Source organism: Streptomyces sp. V4I23 (genome assembly GCF_030817975.1).
Taxonomy (GTDB): domain Bacteria; phylum Actinomycetota; class Actinomycetes; order Streptomycetales; family Streptomycetaceae; genus Streptomyces.
The window spans coordinates 2,417,859-2,438,172 of sequence record NZ_JAUSZW010000004.1 but is presented as its reverse complement, the minus strand read 5'-3'; the positions used below and the strand labels follow the sequence as shown (position 1 = coordinate 2,438,172).

Here is a 20,314-nt window from a genome sequence, read left to right as displayed (position 1 = left end):
CGGTCAGCCCACCACGCTCTCCCGCCATGCCTTGTGCAGACCGGCGAACCGGCCCTCGCCGCCGATCAGTTCGGCGGGCGGCCCGTCCTCGACGATCCGTCCCCGCTCCATCACCAGCACGCGGTCCGCGATCTCCACCGTGGAGAGCCGGTGCGCGATCACCACGGCCGTACGCCCCTCCAGGACGGTGTCCATCGCACGCTGCACCGCCCGCTCACCGGGGATGTCCAGCGAGCTCGTCGCCTCGTCGAGGATCAGCACCGCCGGGTCGGCGAGCAGCGCACGCGCGAAGGCCACCAGTTGGCGCTGTCCCGCGGAGATGCGCCCGCCCCGCTTGCGCACGTCCGTGTCGTAGCCCTCGGGCAGCGAGGCGATGAAGTCGTGCGCCCCGATCGCCTTCGCCGCCTGCTCGATCTCCGCGCGGGTCGCCTCCGGGCGGCCGATCGCGATGTTCTCCGCGACCGTGCCGGAGAACAGGAACGCCTCCTGCGTCACCATCACCACACCCCGGCGCAGTTCCCGCGTGGACAGCTCGCGCAGATCCGTCCCGTCGAGCAGCACGCGGCCCTCGGTCGGGTCGTAGAAACGGGCCAGCAGCTTGGCCAGGGTCGACTTGCCCGCGCCCGTCGAGCCGACGACGGCGACCGTCTGCCCGGCCGGGATCGTCAGGTCGAAGCGCGGCAGGACCTCACCGCCCGTGCGGTACCCGAAGCCGACCCGCTCGAAGACCACCTCGCGCCCGGGCCGGTCGCCGTCGCGCACCGGCAGCTCGCGCGGCCGCGCGGCCTCCGGCACGGACGGGACCTGGGCCAGCAGACCGGCGATCTTCTCCAGCGACGCGGCCGCCGACTGATAGGAGTTGAGGAACATGCCCAGCCGGTCGATCGGGTCGTACAGCCGCCGCAGGTACAGCACGGCCGCCGCCAGCACACCCAGCGCCAGCGTCCCCGACGCGACCCGGTAGGCGCCCCACAGCACGATCCCGGCCACCGCCGTGTTGGCCACCAGCCGGGAACCGACCACGTAGCGCGCCATCTCCAGCAGCGCGTCGCCGTTGCTGCGCGCGTGGCGCTCGTTCAGCACGCGGAAGGCGGCGTCGTTGGCCCGCTCGCGGCGGAAGGCGCGCACCGGCCGGATGCCGTTCATCGTCTCCGCGAACTTCACGATCACGGCGGCGATCGCCGTGGACCGCCTCATGAACACCGACTTCGCACGCCGCTGGTAGAGCCGCACCAGCAGATACAGCGGCACGAAGGACAGCACCGCGAGACCGCCGAGACCCACGTCGAGCCAGAGCAGCATGGCCGAGATGTAGACGAACGCGAGGACGACGCCGATCAGCTCCTGCAGCCCCTCGCTCAGCAGCTCCCGCAGGGACTCGACGTCCGTGGTCGACCGGGAGATCAGGCGGCCCGAGGTGTAGCGCTCGTGGAAGTCCACGCTCAGCGCCTGGGCATGGCGGAAGATCCGTCCCCGCAGGTCGAGCAGCACGTCCTGGTTGACGCGGGCGGAGGCGCGGATGAAGGCGTACTGGAGGAAGCCCGCCGCGAGCGCGCACAACGCGTATCCGGCGCCGACGGCGATCAGGGGGCCGTGGTCGTCCGCCCGGAAGGCGGGCACGCCGCGGTCGATGGCGTACGCGACGAGCAGGGGACCCGCCTGGACCGTCGCCTGCTGGAGCAGCAGAAGCACGGCCGCGAGCACCACGCGCGCGCGGCGCGGCGCGAGCAGCGAGCGCAGCAGGGCGCCGGTCGCGCCCTTGGGCGCGGGCAGCGCGTCCCGGTCGAAGGGGTCGTCCGCGGCCCCGGGCCGCGCCGGCTTCCCGTCGGCTCCGGCGCCGGCGCCGGGTGGCCCCCCTGCCCGGCCGGTCCCGCCCTGGACCGCGGCGCGAGTCCCGGCGCCCGGACGTGCCGCCGCCCCGGCGGCGTCGGCTGACGGGCCGTCGGCCGGGCCCGAGTGCGTCGGCGCGGCGCCGCGTGGGCCGGCCTCGTTCGGGACGGCCGGGCCGCCCGCGGCGGGGCCCGGGCGGGGCGCCGGGCCGGCGGCCGTGTCCGCATGCGTCGTCGCGGTGAGATCCGGACGTGCCGCCACCCCCGCGGCGTCCGGGGGCGGCTCCGGTGTGCCGTCCGGGCCCGGACCCGGCGTCGCGCCGGCCGGTGAGCCCGTCGTCGAACCCGTCGTCACCGGGCCCTCCCTTCCGCGCCCGTGGCGCTCCTCACGGCCGGCTCCGGTGCGCCGGTGGTTCCCGGGCCGTCAGGCCCCTGCGCGCCCGACATCAGCCAGGCGTACTCCCCATTGGTCCGCAGCAGTTCGTGGTGCGTGCCCACCGCCGTGATCCGGCCGCCGGACAGCAGGGCGACGCGGTCGGCGAGCATGACCGTCGAGGGGCGGTGCGCCACCACCAGGGCCGTCGTGCCCTCCAGGACGCGGCGCAGCGCCGCCTCCACCAGCGCCTCGGTGTGCATGTCGAGCGCCGAGAGGGGGTCGTCGAGCACCAGGAAGCGCGGCTGCCCGACGACCGCGCGGGCGAGCGCCAGCCGCTGGCGCTGACCACCGGACAGGCTCAGGCCCTGTTCGCCGACCTGCGTGTCCGCGCCCTGCGGCAGGTCGTCCACGAAGCCCGCCTGCGCGACGTCCAGCGAGCGCCGCAGGTCCGCGTCCGTCGCGTCCTGCGCGCCCATCAGCACGTTCTCGCCGACGCTCGCCGAGAACAGCGTCGGCTCCTCGAAGGCCACGGACACCAGCTCGCGCAGCCGCTCGCGGCGCAGCGCGGTGATGTCCTGCCCGTCGAGCGTGATGCGCCCGGCCGTCACGTCGTACAGCCGCGGCACCAGTGCCGTGAGCGTGGTCTTGCCGCTGCCGGTGCCGCCGACGAGCGCCATCGTCTCGCCGGGGCGCACGTGCAGGTCGATACGGGCGAGGACGGGCGGAGCGTCCTCGGGGGCGTCCGGGTAGCGGAACTCGACGCCCTCGAAGCGCAGTCCGCCGCCTTCGGCCGGAGCCTTTGCCGGGGCGTCCCCGGACGTCTCCCGCTCCTCGGGAGCGTCCAGCACCTCGAAGTACCGGTCGGCCGCCGTGGCCGCCTCCTGGCTCATCGCCAGCAGGAAGCCGATCGACTCCACCGGCCAGCGCAGCGCCAGCGCGGTCGACAGGAACGCCACCAGCGTGCCCGCCGACAGCCCGCCGTCCGCGACCTGCACGGTGCCCAGCACGAGCGCCGCGCCGATCGCCAGCTCGGGGACGACCGTGATGAGCGCCCAGACGCCACCGAGCAGCCGTGCCTTGCCCAGCTCCGTGCCGCGCAGCCGCTCCGACAGGGCGCGGAACGCCTCCGCCTGGCTGCGGTGCCGGCCGAAGCCCTTGACGATGCGGATGCCGAGGACGCTCTCCTCGACCACCGTGGTCAGATCGCCGACCTGGTCCTGCGCGCGGCGCGCCACCAGCGCGTACCGCCTCTCGAAGGCGGAGCACGCGACGACGAGCGGCACGATCGGCGCGAGCAGCACCAGCCCCAGCGTCCACTCCTGCTGGAGCAGGATCACGAAACCGACCAGGATCGTCGTCCCGTTGACGAGGAGGAACGTGAGCGGGAAGGCGAGGAACATCCGCAGCAGCATCAGATCCGTGGTGCCCCGCGAGAGCAGCTGCCCCGAGGCCCACCGGTCGTGGAAGGCGACGGGCAGGCGCTGCAGGTGCCGGAAGAGATCGGCCCGCATCGCCGCCTCCACCCCGGCCAGCGGCCGGGCGACCAGCCACCGCCGGAAGCCGAACAGCGCGGCCTCCGCGAGGCCGAGCAGCAGCAGCGTCAGCGCCCCGAGCCACACCCCGCCCGGATCGCCGCCGGCCACCGGGCCGTCCACGATCCACTTCAGGACCAGGGGGATGACCAGGCTCAGACAGGAGGCCACTATCGCGACGAACGCCGCGCCGAACAGCCGGGCGCGCACCGGACGTACGTAGGGCCACAGGCGCAGGAGCGACCGCACGGCGGAGCGGTCCTGGGGGGCCGAAGGTGTCGTGGGCATCAGGTGCGAGCCTACGAGTCACCACTGACAGCCCTCATGTGGTTTTCCGGCGACGCGGGGCCTGTGCGGACGTTCACCCGAAGACGTTCACCCGGCAGGCCTACGTCCGCACGCGCAGCAGCAGCACGCAGCGGGCGGGCACCCGTACCACCGCACCCCCCTCGTGCACCGTCCCCAGCGCCTGCGCCTGCTCCTCCAGCGAGGTGTCCACCACCACCTCGTACGCCTCGGCCCACGGCGGTCCCGGCAGCCGGAAGTCCACCGGCTCGCCGGCGGCGTGCAGGACCGTCAGGAAGCTGTCGTCCGTCACCTGCGCCCCGCGCGCGTCCCGCCCCGGGATGTCGCGTCCGGACAGGTAGAGCGCCAGCGTCGCCGAGGGCGCGTACCAGTCGCCCTCGGTCATCTCCGTGCCCTGCGGGGTGAACCACGCCAGGTCCCGCAGCCCGTCCGGCGCCTGCGGACGGCCCGAGAAGAACGCACGGCGGCGCAGCACCGGATGGGCGTGCCGCAGGGCGAGCAGCCGACGCGTCAGCTCCAGCAGTCCGCGCCCGGCCGGCTGCGCCGGCAGCGTCCAGTCCACCCAGCTGACCTCGTTGTCCTGGCAGTACGCGTTGTTGCTGCCGCCCTGGGTGCGGCCCATCTCGTCGCCCGCCACCAGCATCGGCACACCGGTCGACAGCAGCAGCGTGGTCAGCAGGTTCCGCAGCTGCCTGCGGCGCAGCGCGTTGATCCGCGGGTCGTCGGTCTCGCCCTCGGCGCCGCAGTTCCAGGACCTGTTGTCGTTCGTCCCGTCCCGATTGCCCTCGCCGTTGGCCTCGTTGTGCTTGTGCCCGTAGCTGACCAGGTCGCGCAGGGTGAAACCGTCGTGCGCGGTGACGAAGTTGATCGACGCGTACGGGCGGCGCCCGCCCCACGCGTACAGATCGCTGGAGCCCGACAGCCGGTAGCCCAGATCCCGCACGTCGTGCAGCGCACCGCGCCAGAAGTCCCGCACGGAGTCGCGGTACCGGTCGTTCCACTCCGTCCACAGCGGAGGGAACGCGCCCACCTGGTATCCGCCGTTGCCGACGTCCCACGGCTCGGCGATCAGCTTCACCCGCCGCAGCACCGGGTCCTGGGCGATGACGGCGAGGAACGGGGAGAGCATGTCGACGTCGTGCATCGAGCGGGCGAGCGCCGCCGCCAGGTCGAAGCGGAAGCCGTCCACGCCCATCTCGGTGACCCAGTACCGCAGAGAGTCGGTGATCAGCCGCAGCACATGGGGCTGCACCACGTGCAGGGTGTTGCCGCAGCCCGTGTAGTCGGCGTACCGCCGGGCGTCCGCCTGGAGGCGGTAGTAGCCGCGGTTGTCGATGCCGCGCAGGGACAGCATGGGGCCCAGCTCGCCCGCCTCCGCCGTGTGGTTGTAGACCACGTCGAGGATGACCTCGATCCCGGCGGCGTGCAGCGCCCGCACCATCCGCTTGAACTCGCCGACCTGCTGCCCGGCCGTGCCGGAGGCCGCGTACGCGGCGTGCGGGGCGAAGTAGCCGATGGAGTTGTAGCCCCAGTAGTTGACGAGCCCCCGCCGCAGCAGATGGTCCTCGTGCGCGAACTGGTGCACGGGCAGCAGTTCCACCGCCGTCACCCCGAGGTCCACCAGGTGCTCGATCGCCGCCGGGTGCGCGAGCCCCGCGTACGTGCCCCGCAGCTCCTCGGGGATGCCGGGGTGCAGCTTGGTGAAGCCGCGCACGTGCAGCTCGTAGATGACCGAGTCGGCCCACGGCGTCTTGGGCCTGCGGTCGTCCATCCACTCGTCGCCGTCGGCGTCGTCGTGGACCACGACGCCCTTGGGCACGAACGGCGCCGAGTCCCGGTCGTCGCGCACGGTGTCGGCGACATGCTGCTGCGGCCAGTCCCGCACGTGCCCGTAGACCTCCGGCGGCAGCCCGAAGTCGGCGTAGTCCCCGTCGACCGCGCGGGCGTACGGATCGAGCAGCAGCTTCGCCGGGTTCCAGCGGGCCCCCGTCCACGGGTCCCAGCGGCCGTGCACGCGGTAGCCGTACCGCTGACCGGGTCCCACACCGGGCACGAAACCGTGCCAGATCCCGTGCGTCAGCTCCGTCAGCGGCACCCGCGTCTCGGTGGCCGACGGCCCGGGCCCGTCGAACAGGCACAGCTCGACGGCCTCCGCCCCGCCCGCCCACAGCGCGAAGTTGGTGCCCGCGACCCCGTCGGGCCCGACCCGGTACCGCGCCCCCAGCGGGGTCGGGGCCCCCGGCCAGGCCGGCGCGGCGCGCACGGCCGCCCGGCGGCCCTCCGCGCCGGCCGCCGCCGAAGGCGCACGCGGCGGCCCGCCCCGTACTCCTTCGTCCACCGTCTCCTGCTCGGCTGCGCTCGACACCTGTCGGCCTCCCGCGGCTCGTCGGGCCTGCCGGGAGGGCCCCCTCCCGGCACGAGGCCGTCCGGCCGCCACGGCCGGACAGCCCCACGGGCCGCCCCGGCGTCCCTTCCGCGGCGGCCCTCGTACGGTCTTTCACCATTTCTGCCCGCGCGGCACTCGTCCCAACATCGCCCCGCCCCCACGTTGCCCGCAGAGGGGGGCAGTCGTTGGTCGGTACGTGAGACATGTACTGAAGCGGGCAGGGCGGTGCGCGGCCCTCGCCGTGGCCGGGGCAGGACTCGTCGTGGGGCTCGCCGGCTGCACCGGCGGGACGCTGGACATCGGCAGCAAGCCACGGGCACCCGAGGACACGATCCGGGTGACCCCCGAAGACGGCGCCAAGGGCGTCGGTCCCGAAGCGCCGCTGCTGGTCAAGCTGCCCAGCGGCCGGCTGGAGCGGGTGAAGGTGACCCGGGTCGAGGCGGCGGGCCGCACGGATGTGCCGGGTTCCTTCTCGGACGACGGACTGCGCTGGACCCCTGCCGAGGGGACGCGGCTGGAGCTCGCCGCGAAGTACAGCGTCGACGTCGTCGCCCTCGACAGCCACGGGCGCCGCACGGCACGCCACACCACCTTCACCACGGCGGTCCCCGAGCACCACTTCACCGCCTACTTCAAACCGGAGAACCGTTCGACCGTCGGCACCGGAATGATCGTCTCCTTCACCTTCAACCGGCCGATCGAGAACCGCGCCGCCGTCGAGCGCGCCATCCGCGTCACCTCCTCGCCCCCGGTCGAGATCGCGGGCCACTGGTTCGGCTACGGGCGGCTCGACTTCCGGCCGCAGACGTACTGGAAGCCGGGCACGCGGGTCACCATCGACATGCGCCTGCGGGACGTGGAGGCCGCGCCCGGGGCGTACGGCATCCAGCAGAAGACGATCGCCTTCACCGTGGGCCGCTCCCAGGTCTCCACGGTCGACGCGGCGGCGCACACCATGCGGGTCGTACGGGACGGGCAGTTGCTGGCGACGGTGCCGATCACGGCAGGGGCGCCCAAGACGACGACGTACAACGGCAAGATGGTCGTGACCGAGATGTTCGACGTGACCCGGATGAACGGTGCGACGGTCGGCTTCAAGAAGAAGGACGGCAAGGGCGAGTACGACATCAAGGACGTGCCGCACGCGATCCGACTGACGACCTCGGGCACCTTCCTGCACGGGAACTACTGGGCCGCGGCCGAGACGTTCGGCACGGCGAACGTCAGCCACGGCTGTGTGGGGCTGCGCGACGAGAAGGGCGGCAGCAGCGAGTCCCCGGCGGGGTGGTTCTTCGACCGCACCCTGATCGGCGACGTGGTCGAGGTGGTCAACTCCAAGGACAGGACGGTCGCACCCGACAACGGGCTCGGCGGCTGGAACATGGACTGGCCGCAGTGGAAGGAGGGTTCGGCCCTGGAGTGACGCGGCGCCCCTCCCGCGGCCGATGGCCCCGCCCCCGGATCGCCTCCGCCGCCCCGCCGACCCCTGGCAGCAGTTTTCGGTGCCCGCCCGATGGACGGGTTGGGACTGAACGGTGACATTCGTGGGGACTTCCGATGACCTGCGGTGTGCTTTTCTGTCTGCGTGCGTGCGTGAGGCACGCGGGGGTGCGGGGCCGTGGCGTGGCCAGGCCGTGCTGAGGGGAGAACACAACAGTGAACGGGCAGCCGATATCGGGGGCATCGGCCGGAGCCGGACGAAGCGGTCGCGGGCGCGGGGGCGCCCGGGTGTCCGCGCTGGCGCTGGGGGCATTGCTGGTGCTGACGGCCTGCGGGGGCGGGGGATCCGGCAAGGGCGACGACGGCGCCGGCAGGAAGGACGGTGGGAAGGTCGAGAACACGGCCTCCCGGGCCGTGGTGACGATCGCGCCCAAGGACGGCGCCGACGCCGTCGCCACGAGCGGTGCCCTGAAGGTCACCGCGGCCGGGCGGGAAGCTGACCACGGTCACCGTCCAGGACGACAAGGGCACGAGGATAGACGGCCGGATCTCCGGCGACGGCGCCTCGTGGGAGCCGCTGCAGCACCTGGCGGGCTCCACCAAGTACAAGGTGCACGCGGTCGCGAAGGACTCCGACGGCCGTGAGTCGGCCAAGGACACCACGTTCACCACACTCGTTCCGCAGAACACCTTCATCGGCCACTACACGCCCGAGGACGGTTCGACGGTCGGCGTGGGCATGCCGGTGTCCGTCAACTTCACCCGGGGCATCACCAACCCCGAGGCCGTGGAGAAGGCCATCAAGGTCACCGCCGAGCCGTCCGTGCCGATCGAGGGCCACTGGTTCGGCAACGACCGCCTCGACTTCCGCCCCGAGAAGTACTGGGCCGCAGGCACCAAGGTCACGGTCAAGCTGAACCTGGACGGTGTCGAGGGCCGCCCCGGCGTCTACGGCAAGCAGGCGAAGACCTTCTCGTTCACCATCGGCCGCTCCCAGGTCTCCACGGTCGACGCGTCCGCGCACACCATGAGGGTCGTGCGCGACGGCAAGGAGATCAGGAACATCCCGATCACCGCGGGCGCGCCGTCGACCACCACGTACAACGGGCAGATGGTCATCAGCGAGAAGTACAAGGTGACCCGGATGAACGGCGCCACCGTCGGCTTCGGCGGCGAGTACGACATCAAGGACGTGCCGCACGCGATGCGCCTGTCGACGTCGGGCACGTTCATCCACGGCAACTACTGGGCCTCGGCGGGCACGTTCGGCTCCGCGAACGTCAGCCACGGCTGCGTCGGCCTGCGCGACGTGCGCGGCGCGTACGACAACGGCACCCCGGCGGCCTGGCTCTACAACAACTCGATCATCGGCGACGTGGTGATCGTGAAGAACTCCAAGGACAAGCAGATCGCCCCGGAGAACGGCCTGAACGGCTGGAACATGCCGTGGTCGGAGTGGATCGCGTAACAGGCGTCCGAGGGGGCCCGGCGCTGTGAGGCTGTGCTTTTTTGGGGGATCCCCCCAAACCCCCCATGCGCCGGGCCCCGTGCCGTTAACCGCGGCTAACCTTCCCCCCATGACCGTTTCCCTCGAAGTCTCCGAAGGCGTCGGCACCATCCGCCTGGACCGGCCCCCGATGAACGCCCTCGACATCGCCGTGCAGGACCGGCTGCGCGAGCTCGCCGAAGAGGCGACCCGGCGCGAGGACGTACGCGCCGTGATCCTCTACGGCGGCGAGAAGGTGTTCGCGGCCGGCGCGGACATCAAGGAGATGCAGGCGATGGACCACACGGCGATGGTCGTGCGCTCCCGTGCCCTGCAGGAGTCCTTCACCGCCGTCGCCCGCATCCCCAAGCCCGTCGTCGCCGCGGTCACCGGTTACGCGCTCGGCGGCGGCTGCGAACTCGCGCTCTGCGCCGACTACCGGATCGCGGCCGACAACGCCAAGCTCGGCCAGCCCGAGATCCTGCTCGGCCTGATCCCGGGCGCGGGCGGCACCCAGCGGCTGTCCCGGCTGATCGGCCCGTCCCGGGCCAAGGACCTGATCTTCACCGGCCGGATGGTCGCGGCCGACGAGGCGCTCACGCTCGGCCTGGTCGACCGTGTCGTCCCGGCCGCCGAGGTCTACGAACAGGCCCGCGCATGGGCGGCGAAGCTGGCCAAGGGCCCGGCGCTGGCCCTGCGGGCCGCGAAGGAGTCGGTCGACGCGGGCCTGGAGACGGACATCGAGACGGGCCTCGCCGTCGAACGGAGCTGGTTCGCGGGCCTGTTCGCCACCGAGGACCGCGAGCGCGGCATGCGCCAGCTTCGTCGAGGAGGGCCCGGGCAAGGCCAAGTTCCTCTGAACCACCGCGAGTTGACGGTCCGCGGCCCGCGTCAATCGCGTGCCCGGATCGTCCCGGCCAGGGGAGGGAATACGTGCGACCCGGCCCCGCGTGCGCCGAGGACGTCCACAGAGGTGGCATCGGCGCAGGTCAGGGCGGGCATTGAGGGCGGATGAGGCCAGTGGCATATGCTGGAAGGCTCCCTTGGAATCAAGCATTCCGGGGGCCTATTCCCTGGGAACGGCCACGAGGGCGGCTGTTTGTGGCCATGATGGAGACATGGCGGGCCTGGAGGGCGTGGGACAACCGCGGCAGCGCGTCGGCGCGGCTGCCGCGCGGTGGATCCCGGCCGTGGACGACGAACAGGCGCTGAAGGCGCTGGAGTTGTACGGCAATCCGACGGAGGAGGAGGTCCGGCTGCCGTCGCGCCCCGAATCCGCGGGCACCGCGCGGCGGCTCACGCAGTGCGTGGCGCTGCGCCAGTGGGCGCTGCCGGCCCAGACCTGCGAGCACGCGGTCCTGCTCGTCTCCGAGTTGGTGGGCAACGCGGTGCGTCACACCGGGGCGCGCGTCTTCGGTCTGCGGATGCTGCGCCGCCGCGGCTGGATCCGGGTCGAGGTGCGCGACCCGTCGCGCGGACTGCCCTGCCTGATGCCGGTGCACGACATGGACACCAGCGGCCGCGGTCTCTTCCTCGTCGACACCCTCTCCGACCGCTGGGGCGTCGACCTGCTGCCGCGCGGCAAGACCACCTGGTTCGAGATGCGGGTCGTCGACCGCTGAGACGCGTCGGCCGTACCGGCCGTGAGGACCCGCAGAAGCCCCCGTGCGCCGTCGGCGCGTCGGGGGCTTCTGTGGGGAGCGCCGTGGATCGGGGGGGGGGTATCCACGGCGGCCGATGACGACCTGGCCCGGGTCAATGGGGGGTCGCGCTCTCGACTATGACAGACGGGCGCCTCATCGCCAAGACTCCAGATGATGGCAAAGTCGAATGAATCGGACACCTTGAGGGTGAATCGTAGGTGAAGGGGAGCATCGCCCTTGTAATCGCCGTACAAGTATCGGCCTGTGTGAGTGTTTCGTCGGTCAGTGGTCCTGGGTGTGGGTGCGGATCCGGCGACCCGTAGTGCGGATGAATTGGGTCAATCATTACCTTTCGCCCTGTCCGCCCCTACTGTGCATCCGTCACCCCGAACCGCCGCGGACTGCGTGCGGTGACCACCACGGAGCTGCTGAGCTGATGCATCCGACGACCTCCCTCACCCAGCGGACCACGGTGCTCCTCGTGGGCGCCCTCCTCGTTCTGCTCACCGGCTGCGGCTCGGGCGGCGAGCAGAACGAGGCACGCGGCACCAAGCAGGCCGCCCCGCCCGTCGAGCCCAGGAAGACCGCGGCCGCCCCCGCCGGGCTGCCCGGCATGCCGCCGGTCCAGGATCCCCAGGACATCTACGCGGCCGACCGGCCGGGCATGCTCTCACCGGCCGTCAAGAACTTCCCCTCCCGGGTGTACGTCCCCAACACCAACTCCAACACGGTCTCGGTCATCGACCCCGCGACGTACAAGGTCGTCGACACCATCCCGGTCGGCGTGCAGCCGCAGCACGTCGTTCCCTCCTGGGACCTGAAGACGCTGTGGGTCAACAACAACCGCGGCCACACGCTCACGCCGATCGACCCCGCTACGGGGAAGGCGGGCGAGCCGGTCGACGTCCACGACCCGTACAACCTCTACTTCACGCCCAACGGCAAGTACGCCGTCGTCATGGCCTCCCTCGACCGCGAGCTCGTCTTCCGCGACCCGCACACCATGGAGACCAGGCACACCGAGCCCGTCTCCTGCTACGGCGTCAACCACGCGGACTTCTCCGCCGACGGCCGGTACTTCATCGTCTCCTGCGAGTTCTCCGCCGAACTGCTCAAGGTCGACACGGAGAAGGTGAAGGTCGTCGGCCGGCAGCGGCTGCCCTTCGAGGGCGCCATGCCCCAGGACGTCAAGCTCTCCCCGGACGGCAAGACCTTCTACATCGCCGACATGATCGCGCACGGCGTATGGGTCCTCGACGGGGAGAAGTTCACCGAGCCCGCGCTGATCCCCACCGGCAAGGGCGCCCACGGCCTCTACATCAGCCGCGACTCCAAGGAGATGTACATCCCCAACCGCGGCGAGGGCTCGATCTCCGTCTTCGACTTCGCCCGCAACAAACTGACGAAGAAGTGGTGGCTGCCGGACGGCGGCAGCCCGGACATGGGCGGCGTCTCCGCCGACGGCAAGGTGCTGTGGCTCTCGGGGCGCTACGACTCCGAGGTGTACGCCATCGACACGAAGACCGGCAAGCAGCTCGCCCGCATCCCCGTCGGCAGCGGCCCGCACGGGCTCGCCGTCTACCCGCAGCCCGGCCGCTACTCCCTCGGCCACACCGGCGTCTTCCGGTAGTCCCGGACAACGCGCCGGCGGGCGGCCGCGTACCCGCTCAGTGCGCCGTGAGGACCGCCTCCGAGCCGACAGGCCTGTACCCGGCCGCCTGGAACGCCCGTACGCTGCGGGCGTTGCCCGGCGCCTGCTGCGACCACACCACCGGCCCCGGCACCAGATGCCGGGGCTGCTCTGGGTAAACCCACCAGCCTCAGAAACCACCAACGGCCCCTGCCCTGGTCAGTCACGAACCGGGCAAGGGGCGGCACGCGCCAGTGCCTGGCCGAGGCCCTTTCCGCGCGCCTCCTCGTCGACCTCGACCGACGCCTCCCAACGGCCCGCCACCCCGCGGCCGAGGATCAGCACCCCTGCGTCGGCGGCCCACACCCGCACGTCCTGGCGGTGCTTGAGCGCACGAGCCACGCGGGGATGCTCCGGGTCCACCAGCTCACGCAGCCGGAGACCGGGGGCACCGGGCAGCGAGCCGGCGACGGTCACCAGGTCGATGGTGTCCATACGGCGGCCCGTGCGGGCCATCAGGGCACACAGGAACTCCGGGTTCATCGCCGCCGCGAGCGGATCGGCCGCCGTCGCGGCCAACTGCTCCCCCACCCACGCCGGATCCTCGTCCGTGAAGACCACCGAGTGGGCGGTGAAGGCCACTACGCCCGCGTCCCGGGCGTCCGGCTGCCCGACCACCGTCACCGATCCGTCCGGCGGCGGAAACCGTCCCTCCGCCGCAGCTCCGAGAATCTCCGCCAGTTTCCCGCTCATCGCACGCCTCCCCTCGCCCGTGGTCCCGGGCTCCCCTCCATGATCACTCAGGCGGGCCGATAATCTGACCCCCGTCAGTAATGCACCAAGAAGGGGTGGACTGTGGCGGACATCGAGGAAGCACGCAAGGCGTTCGACCGTTACGACGCGGACGGCGACGGCTTCATCACTGCGGCCGAGTACAAGACGGCGATGGCTCAGATGGGTGACTGGAACGTCACCGAGTCCGTCGCCGAGGCCGTGATCGCCTCGCAGGACACCGACAAGGACAAGCTCCTGTCGTTCGACGAGTTCTGGACCCACCTGAACAAGGCCTGAGCGCTGAGACCTCGGCGCCGTCCGCCGGCGGCCGTCAGCGCATCGCCCGGCTGGACACCGCGGCCGCCGCGACGGACGTGGTGACGCGCGAGACCTCCGCCGGGACGTGCGAGTGAGCCCGCAACGACGACGAGGCGCCCCCGGGGATCCGGGGGCGCCTCGTCCGCGTCAGGCGCTCAGCACTCGATGATGTTCACCGCGAGACCGCCGCGCGCGGTCTCCTTGTACTTCACCGACATGTCCGCGCCGGTGTCCTTCATGGTCTTGATGACCTTGTCCAGGGACACCTTGTGGGTGCCGTCGCCGCGCATGGCCATACGTGCGGCGGTGACGGCCTTGACCGCCGCCATGCCGTTGCGCTCGATGCACGGGATCTGGACGAGGCCGCCGACGGGGTCGCAGGTCAGGCCCAGGTTGTGCTCCATGCCGATCTCGGCGGCGTTCTCGACCTGCTCCGGGGAACCGCCGAGCACCTCCGCGAGCGCGCCCGCGGCCATCGAGCAGGCGGAGCCGACCTCGCCCTGGCAGCCCACCTCGGCGCCGGAGATGGAGGCGTTCTCCTTGAAGAGCATGCCGATCGCACCCGCCGCGAGCAGGAAGCGCACGACACCTTCCTCGTCGGCGCCGGGGACGAAGTTCATGTAGTAGTGCAGGACCGCCGGGATGATGCCGGCCGCGCCGTTGGTGGGGGCGGTGACGACCCGGCCGCCGGCCGCGTTCTCCTCGTTCACGGCCATCGCGTAGAGCGTGATCCACTCCATCGCGAGCGCCTGCGGGTCGCCCTCGGAGCGCAGCTTGCGGGCCGTGGTGGCCGCGCGGCGGCGGACCTTGAGACCGCCGGGCAGGATGCCCTCGCGGGACATGCCGCGCGCGACGCACGCCTGCATGACCCGCCAGATGTCCAGCAGGCCCTCGCGGATCTCGTCCTCGGTGCGCCAGGCCTTCTCGTTCTCCAGCATCAGCGCGGAGATCGACAGGCCGGTCTCCCGGGTGAGGCGCAGCAGCTCGTCACCGGTGCGGAAGGGGTGCTTCAGCACGGTGTCGTCGAGCTTGATCCGGTCCTCGCCGACCGCGTCCTCGTCGACGACGAAGCCGCCGCCGACCGAGTAGTACGTCTTCTCCAGCAGGGCCGTGCCGTCGGCGTCGTACGCCCACAGCGTCATGCCGTTGGCGTGGTAGGGCAGCGCCTTGCGGCGGTGCAGGACCAGGTCCTTGTCGAAGTCGAAGCCGATCTCGTGCACGCCGAGCAGGCTGATGCGCTTCTCCGCCTTGATCTGCTCGACCTGGTCGTCGGCGCTTTCGACGTCGACCGTGCGCGGAGAGTTGCCCTCGAGGCCCAGCAGGACGGCCTTGGGGGTGCCGTGGCCGTGGCCGGTCGCGCCGAGCGAGCCGTACAGCTCGGCCCGTATGGAGGCGGTGTGGGCCAGCAGGCCCTCGTTCTTCAGCCGCCGGGCGAACATCCGGGCCGCGCGCATGGGGCCCACCGTGTGGGAGCTGGACGGGCCGATGCCGATCGAGAACAGGTCGAAGACCGAGAGGGCCACGGGGAACTCCTTGTGGGTGGTAGACGCCGTTGTCTGCCGGGTGGTGCAGAGGCAATGCGTGCAAACGTGGTGCTTACGTGGTGCGGGGCACCGCGCTCACGGTCCAGTGTGCGCGGTGCCCCTTTTGTTTCGCTCCGGGATGTTACGGGAGATCCGTCACAGTCCGGGGTAGAGCGGGTACTTCTCGGTGAGGGCGGTGACCCGGGCGCGCAGGGCCTGCGCGTCGTAGGCGGGCTTCAGGGCCTCGGCGATGATGTCGGCGACCTCGCGGAAGTCGTCGGCCGTGAAGCCGCGGGTGGCCAGTGCCGGGGTGCCGATCCGCAGGCCGGAGGTGACCATCGGGGGCCTCGGGTCGTTCGGGATGGCGTTGCGGTTGACCGTGATGCCGACCTCGTGGAGGCGGTCCTCGGCCTGCTGCCCGTCCAGCTCGCTGTTGCGCAGGTCCACCAGGACCAGGTGCACGTCGGTGCCGCCGGACAGGACGGAGACGCCGTGCTCGGTGACGTCGGCCTGGGTCAGGCGTTCGGCGAGGATGCGGGCGCCGTCCAGCGTGCGCTGCTGGCGCTCCTTGAACTCGTCGCTCGCGGCGACCTTGAAGGACACCGCCTTGGCCGCGATGACGTGCTCCAGCGGGCCGCCCTGCTGGCCGGGGAAGACCGCGGAGTTGATCTTCTTGGCGAGCTCGGCCGTGGACAGGATCACACCGCCGCGCGGACCGCCGAGGGTCTTGTGCGTGGTGGTGGTCACGACGTGGGCGTGCGGGACCGGGTTGGGGTGCAGGCCCGCGGCGACCAGGCCCGCGAAGTGGGCCATGTCGACCATCAGGTAGGCGCCGACCTCGTCCGCGATCCGGCGGAACGCCGCGAAGTCCAGCTGGCGCGGGTAGGCGGACCAGCCGGCGACGATGAGCTTCGGCTTGGACTCCTTGGCCAGGCGCTCGACCTCGGCCATGTCGACCTGGCCGGTGGCGTCGTCGACGTGGTAGGCGACGACGTTGTAGAGCTTGCCGGAGAAGTTGATCTTCATGCCGTGGGTCAGGTGACCGCCGTGGGCCAGGTTGAGGCCCATGATCGTGTCGCCCGGCTTGAGCAGTGCGAACATGGCGGCGGCGTTGGCCTGCGCGCCGGAGTGGGGCTGCACGTTGGCGTGCTCGGCGCCGAACAGCTCCTTGATGCGGTCGATCGCGATCTGCTCGACCACGTCGACGTGCTCGCAGCCGCCGTAGTAGCGGCGGCCGGGGTAGCCCTCGGCGTACTTGTTGGTCAGGACGGAGCCCTGGGCCTCCATGACCGCGACCGGGGCGAAGTTCTCCGACGCGATCATTTCCAGGGTGGACTGCTGACGGTGGAGCTCGGCGTCGACGGCGGCGGCGACATCCGGGTCCAGCTCGTGAAGAGGGGTGTTGAGAAGCGACATCACTCGGTCCCTAAGGTCTTGGGTCAGCCCGCGAAATCGGTGTACTCGTCGGCGGAGAGCAGGTCCTTCGGCTCCTCGCTGACGCGCACCTTGAAGAGCCAACCGCCCTCGAAGGGCGCCGAGTTCACCAGCGACGGGTCGCCTGCGACGTCCTCGTTGGTCTCGGTGACCTCACCGCTGACCGGCGAGTACAGGTCGCTGACCGACTTGGTGGACTCCAGCTCGCCGCAGGTCTCGCCCGCGGTCACCGTGTCACCCACCTCGGGAAGCTGGACGTACACCACGTCGCCGAGCGCGTTGGCCGCGTGCTCCGTGATGCCGACCGTCGACACGCCGTCCTCGGCGGCCGACAGCCACTCGTGCTCCTTGCTGTAGCGCAGCTGCTGGGGGTTGCTCATGACCTGAATTCTCCTGTACGCGGGGGAGTGGTGGTGAACGAAGAGAGGGTGCGGACGATCACGTCTGGCGCTTGTAGAACGGCAGCGCCACGACCTCGTACGGCTCGTGCGTGCCGCGGATGTCGACACCGACGCCCGGCGTGCCCGGCGCGGCGTGGGCGGCGTCCACGTACGCCATGGCGATCGGCTTGCCGAGGGTCGGGCTCGGCGCGCCCGAGGTGACCGTGCCGATGACCTTGCCGTCGGCGACCACGTCCATGCCGGCGCGCGGGACCCGGCGGCCCTCGGCGATCAGGCCGACGAGCTTGCGCGGCGGCGCCGTCTCGGCGCGCTCGGCGGCGGCCGTGAGCGCCTCGCGGCCGACGAAGTCGCCGTCCTTCTCGAACTTCACGACCCGGCCGAGGCCCGCGTCGAACGGGGTGAGCGCCGTGGTCAGCTCGTGCCCGTACAGCGGCATGCCCGCCTCCAGGCGCAGCGTGTCGCGGCAGGACAGGCCGCAGGGGATCAGACCGGCCGACGCGCCCGCCTCGGTCAGTGCCTGCCACAGCTTCTCGGCGTGCTGCGGCTCGACGAACAGTTCGAAGCCGTCCTCGCCGGTGTAGCCCGTACGGGCGATAAGGGCCGGGACGCCCGCGACGGTGCCGGGGAGGCCCGCGTAGTACTTCAGGCCGTCGAGGTCGGCGTCGGTGAGCGACGCGAGGATGCCGGGGGACCGCGGGCCCTGGACCGCGATCAGCGCGTAGGCGTCACGGTCGTCGCGTACCTGCGCGTCGAAACCGGCCGCACGCTCGGTGAGCGCGTCGAGGACGATCTGGGCGTTGCCGGCGTTGGCGACGACCATGTACTCGGTCTCGCCGAGGCGGTAGACGATCAGGTCGTCGACGATCCCGCCGTCCTCCTGGCAGATCATCGTGTAGCGGGCCCGGCCGGGGCCCACCGTGCCGATGTTGCCGACGAGCGCGTAGTTCAGCAGGTCGACGGCCTGCGGGCCCGTGACGGTGATCTCGCCCATGTGCGACAGGTCGAAGAGGCCGGCCGTCGTGCGGACGGCGTTGTGCTCGTCGCGCTCACTGGCGTAACGCAGCGGCATGTCCCAGCCGGCGAAGTCGGTCATGGTCGCGCCCAGAGATCGATGCAGGGCCAGGAGAGGAGTGCGGCGCGAAGCGCCTTCGGATAGGGCGGTGGCGGGCGACGGGAGGGATGTACGACGGGGGGCGTTGCTCATAGGTATGGCTCCCAGGGCATGGCTGCGAGGACAATCCTCCCCATCTGTCATCGGAACCTGAGAGGTTCGCCGCGACCCTGCGTTTGGATGGTCGTGGCTTGCACCTTGGGTGGAGCCGTCCGGACGGCTCGCTTTTCAGATCTGCCTCATCGCACGCGGTACGGGGCCTGAGAGATTCAAGGGAGGAACTTGCTCCTTCGGCGCCCCGCCACACCAGGTGGCCGGGACTCTCCCGCGCGGATTCAAGCGGCCGGTATGCAGTTGGCGCGCACATCATTGCATGCCTGCGGCGGGAGTGGGGCGCGCGGACCATGGCAAAGTCGGTTGTCCTGTATTACCAGTTCTTTACACTTCATGGGCAAGGGTGGGGTGACCCGACTTGGGGGAGCGTGATGATGTTGCAGCGGTCCGGCGCATACGCCGCCACGGCCGCGGGGATGCCCGTCCAGCAGGGCGCCTCCGTCAGCGGCCTGCTCGGGGCGCCCGCGCCCGTCCTGCGCGACCTGCGGGCCCGTGCGGGCCGCAGTCCGCGCGCCCTGGTCTTCGCGGCCGGTGACGTGGTGGTCGTCTCCGGGCTGCCCGGGAGCGGCAAGACGACGCTGATGAAGCGTGCGGTGACCGGGCGCGGAATCGACTCGCAGGACACCCGCGACCGGTGGGACGCGCGCGCGCCCCGCTTCCTGCCGTACGCCGTCTACCGGCCCCTCGTGCGCCTCGCGCACTACGCGGGTCTGTGGCGGGCCCTGCGCTCCGGCGAGAGCGTCGTCGTCCACGACTGCGGTACGCAGGCGTGGGTGCGGCGCTGGCTCGGTCGGGAGGCGCGGCGGCGCGGGACGTCGCTGCATCTCGTGCTGCTTGACGTGCCGCCGCGGGTGGCGCGGGAGGGCCAGCGCGAGCGGGGCCGCGGGGTGTCGGGGTACGCCTTCGCCCGCCACCGCCGGGCGGTGGGCCGCCTGATCGCCGACGCGGAATCGGGCCGTCTGCCGCGGGGCTGCGCGGCGGCGGTCCTGCTGGACCGGGAGGCGGCGGGAAGGCTGCGCGTCATCGGCTTCACGGCGGACTGACCCCGAGGGGTGATGTGGTCGGGGCTCCGCCCCCGCGCCTCGCCGACCCGGCTCGGCTCTCTCGTCGGGGCTCCGCCCCGAGCCCCGCGCCTCACACAGCGGCAGGGCTGGATTATCGTCGACGCCGCGAACACGCACGGCCGGGGTGCGTGCCCCGGGGAGGAAGAGACGAGCGCATGGAGAATCCGTACCGCGGCTGGCCCGGGAACGAGCTGGAGGAGGTCCTCGCCGCCTCCGTCGGCAGTCCCTCCGCCGGAGCCCGCCTCGTCGAGGTGCTCGGCCGCAGCAGCCTCTGGGTCCCCCTGCCCAACGGGGGCGGGCCCGACAGCATCGGTCTCGACCTGCCCACCATGGAGATCGAGGGCGCCGCCTACGTCCCCGTCTTCAGCTCCGAGCAGCAGTTCCTCGCCGTCGTGGGTTCCCCCATGTCGTTCACCGTCGCCCCCGCCCGCGAGTTCGCCCGTGGCCTGCCTCCGCAGCTCGGCATCGCCGTGAACCCGGGCGGCACCGTCGGCGTCCCCCTGCCGCCGCCCGCCGTCGCCGAGTTGTGCCGCGCGGGGCGCACCCCGCTCGACGGCCCCGCGTCCGGCGGGCGGGTGCGGCTCTTCGAGCCGGACTGGCAGGAGGAGCCCGTCGACTTCCTCGCCGCCGCGGCCGGCGAGTTCGAGGCCGCCGGCGTCGTGCTGACCGCCCGCCGGGTGCTCGCCTCTGTCGAGGGCGAGGCGCCGGCCCTCTTCGTGGGAGTCCAGCTCTCCTCCTGGGAAGGCGCCGACCGGAACGCGCCCATGGACGCGCTCGGCCGCGCGCTCGGCCGCGTCCAGGTCCCCTGGCCGGTGAATCTCGTCCTTCTGGATGTCGCGCAGGACCCGGTGGGCGACTGGATGCTGGAGCGTGTACGCCCCTTCTACCAACGACATCACGTGTAGAAGTCAAGCCGGTGCCAGGACTGCCGCTTAAGCTGGTTTGAT

The 20,314-nt window shown here is 71.7% G+C and carries 13 protein-coding genes, 3 pseudogenes and 1 riboswitch; of the genes and pseudogenes, 8 read left to right on the top strand and 8 right to left on the bottom strand.

The annotated features are described in order from the left end of the window. Positions 1-3: 3 nt before the first annotated feature. The 3 genes from QFZ82_RS13110 to glgX all read right to left on the bottom strand — a co-directional run bounded on the left by QFZ82_RS13110 (position 4) and on the right by glgX (position 6,408). A complete protein-coding gene (locus tag QFZ82_RS13110; RefSeq protein WP_307713338.1) occupies positions 4-2,184 on the bottom strand; it encodes an ABC transporter ATP-binding protein in 2,181 nt (726 codons plus the stop codon). Further along, a complete protein-coding gene (locus tag QFZ82_RS13105; RefSeq protein WP_307713337.1) occupies positions 2,181-4,025 on the bottom strand; it encodes an ABC transporter ATP-binding protein in 1,845 nt (614 codons plus the stop codon). Before QFZ82_RS13105 ends, QFZ82_RS13110 begins: the two co-directional genes overlap by 4 nt. 100 nt (positions 4,026-4,125) lie before the next feature. Continuing rightward, positions 4,126-6,408 (bottom strand): glycogen debranching protein GlgX, encoded by a 2,283-nt coding sequence (glgX, locus tag QFZ82_RS13100; RefSeq protein ID WP_307713336.1) that lies wholly within the window; start codon positions 6,406-6,408, stop codon positions 4,126-4,128. Between the two features lie 217 nt (positions 6,409-6,625). On the opposite strand from glgX, the gene QFZ82_RS13095 reads away from it, so the two are divergent. The 5 genes and pseudogenes from QFZ82_RS13095 to QFZ82_RS13075 all read left to right on the top strand — a co-directional run bounded on the left by QFZ82_RS13095 (position 6,626) and on the right by QFZ82_RS13075 (position 12,628). After that, positions 6,626-7,852 (top strand): Ig-like domain-containing protein, encoded by a 1,227-nt coding sequence (locus QFZ82_RS13095; RefSeq protein WP_307713335.1) that lies wholly within the window; start codon positions 6,626-6,628, stop codon positions 7,850-7,852. A gap of 233 nt (positions 7,853-8,085) precedes the next feature. Then, a pseudogene (locus QFZ82_RS13090) lies at positions 8,086-9,337 on the top strand (Ig-like domain-containing protein). 109 nt (positions 9,338-9,446) lie between these two features. Continuing rightward, positions 9,447-10,215, top strand: a pseudogene (locus QFZ82_RS13085) (enoyl-CoA hydratase/isomerase family protein). A gap of 258 nt (positions 10,216-10,473) precedes the next feature. Beyond that, entirely contained in the window at positions 10,474-10,977 is a 504-nt protein-coding gene (locus QFZ82_RS13080) for an anti-sigma regulatory factor (RefSeq protein WP_307713334.1), read from the top strand. Positions 10,978-11,434: 457 nt separating this feature from the next. Next, complete coding sequence (locus QFZ82_RS13075; RefSeq protein ID WP_307713333.1) at positions 11,435-12,628, top strand: YncE family protein; 1,194 nt, start codon at positions 11,435-11,437, stop codon at positions 12,626-12,628. Positions 12,629-12,665: 37 nt separating this feature from the next. Here QFZ82_RS13075 and QFZ82_RS13070 read toward each other — a convergent pair. After that, positions 12,666-13,381 (bottom strand): annotated as a pseudogene (locus QFZ82_RS13070) (GNAT family N-acetyltransferase). Between the two features lie 102 nt (positions 13,382-13,483). Between QFZ82_RS13070 and QFZ82_RS13065 the strand changes: the two are divergent. Continuing rightward, the gene (locus QFZ82_RS13065) at positions 13,484-13,699 is read left to right on the top strand and encodes an EF-hand domain-containing protein (RefSeq protein WP_307713332.1); all 216 of its coding nucleotides are present in this window, start codon (positions 13,484-13,486) and stop codon (positions 13,697-13,699) included. Positions 13,700-13,875: 176 nt separating this feature from the next. Here the strand turns inward: QFZ82_RS13065 and QFZ82_RS13060 are convergent, their stop codons facing one another. The 4 genes from QFZ82_RS13060 to gcvT form a co-directional block, all read right to left on the bottom strand. Continuing rightward, the gene (locus QFZ82_RS13060; RefSeq protein WP_307713331.1) at positions 13,876-15,243 is read right to left on the bottom strand and encodes an L-serine ammonia-lyase; all 1,368 of its coding nucleotides are present in this window, start codon (positions 15,241-15,243) and stop codon (positions 13,876-13,878) included. A gap of 156 nt (positions 15,244-15,399) precedes the next feature. Then, on the bottom strand, positions 15,400-16,659 hold the full coding sequence (glyA, locus tag QFZ82_RS13055; RefSeq protein WP_307713330.1) for a serine hydroxymethyltransferase: 1,260 nt from the start codon (positions 16,657-16,659) through the stop codon (positions 15,400-15,402). 23 nt (positions 16,660-16,682) lie between these two features. After that, positions 16,683-17,057 (bottom strand): glycine cleavage system protein GcvH, encoded by a 375-nt coding sequence (gene gcvH, locus QFZ82_RS13050; protein WP_307713329.1) that lies wholly within the window; start codon positions 17,055-17,057, stop codon positions 16,683-16,685. Positions 17,058-17,115: 58 nt separating this feature from the next. Then, on the bottom strand, positions 17,116-18,282 hold the full coding sequence (gene gcvT, locus QFZ82_RS13045) for a glycine cleavage system aminomethyltransferase GcvT (RefSeq protein WP_307713328.1): 1,167 nt from the start codon (positions 18,280-18,282) through the stop codon (positions 17,116-17,118). A gap of 146 nt (positions 18,283-18,428) precedes the next feature. Beyond that, positions 18,429-18,527, bottom strand: a riboswitch (glycine riboswitch). 147 nt (positions 18,528-18,674) lie between these two features. On the opposite strand from gcvT, the gene QFZ82_RS13040 reads away from it, so the two are divergent. Together QFZ82_RS13040 and QFZ82_RS13035 are read left to right on the top strand one after the other, a co-directional pair. Continuing rightward, positions 18,675-19,346 (top strand): AAA family ATPase, encoded by a 672-nt coding sequence (locus tag QFZ82_RS13040; protein ID WP_307713327.1) that lies wholly within the window; start codon positions 18,675-18,677, stop codon positions 19,344-19,346. Between the two features lie 176 nt (positions 19,347-19,522). After that, positions 19,523-20,272: an enhanced serine sensitivity protein SseB gene (locus tag QFZ82_RS13035; protein ID WP_307713326.1), complete on the top strand. Its 750-nt coding sequence runs from the start codon at positions 19,523-19,525 to the stop codon at positions 20,270-20,272. The last annotated feature ends 42 nt before the right edge of the window (positions 20,273-20,314 follow it).

What these genes read in the sequence shown, in the direction of transcription:
- QFZ82_RS13105 (WP_307713337.1), bottom strand. Translation starts at nt 4,025, where the DNA reads ATGCCCACGACACCTTCGGCCCCCCAGGACCGCTCCGCCGTGCGGTCG.
- QFZ82_RS13080 (WP_307713334.1), top strand. Translation starts at nt 10,474, where the DNA reads ATGGCGGGCCTGGAGGGCGTGGGACAACCGCGGCAGCGCGTCGGCGCG.
- QFZ82_RS13075 (WP_307713333.1), top strand. Translation starts at nt 11,435, where the DNA reads ATGCATCCGACGACCTCCCTCACCCAGCGGACCACGGTGCTCCTCGTG.
- glyA (WP_307713330.1), bottom strand. Translation starts at nt 16,659, where the DNA reads ATGTCGCTTCTCAACACCCCTCTTCACGAGCTGGACCCGGATGTCGCC.
- gcvH (WP_307713329.1), bottom strand. Translation starts at nt 17,057, where the DNA reads ATGAGCAACCCCCAGCAGCTGCGCTACAGCAAGGAGCACGAGTGGCTG.
- gcvT (WP_307713328.1), bottom strand. Translation starts at nt 18,282, where the DNA reads ATGAGCAACGCCCCCCGTCGTACATCCCTCCCGTCGCCCGCCACCGCC.
- QFZ82_RS13040 (WP_307713327.1), top strand. Translation starts at nt 18,675, where the DNA reads ATGATGTTGCAGCGGTCCGGCGCATACGCCGCCACGGCCGCGGGGATG.
- QFZ82_RS13035 (WP_307713326.1), top strand. Translation starts at nt 19,523, where the DNA reads ATGGAGAATCCGTACCGCGGCTGGCCCGGGAACGAGCTGGAGGAGGTC.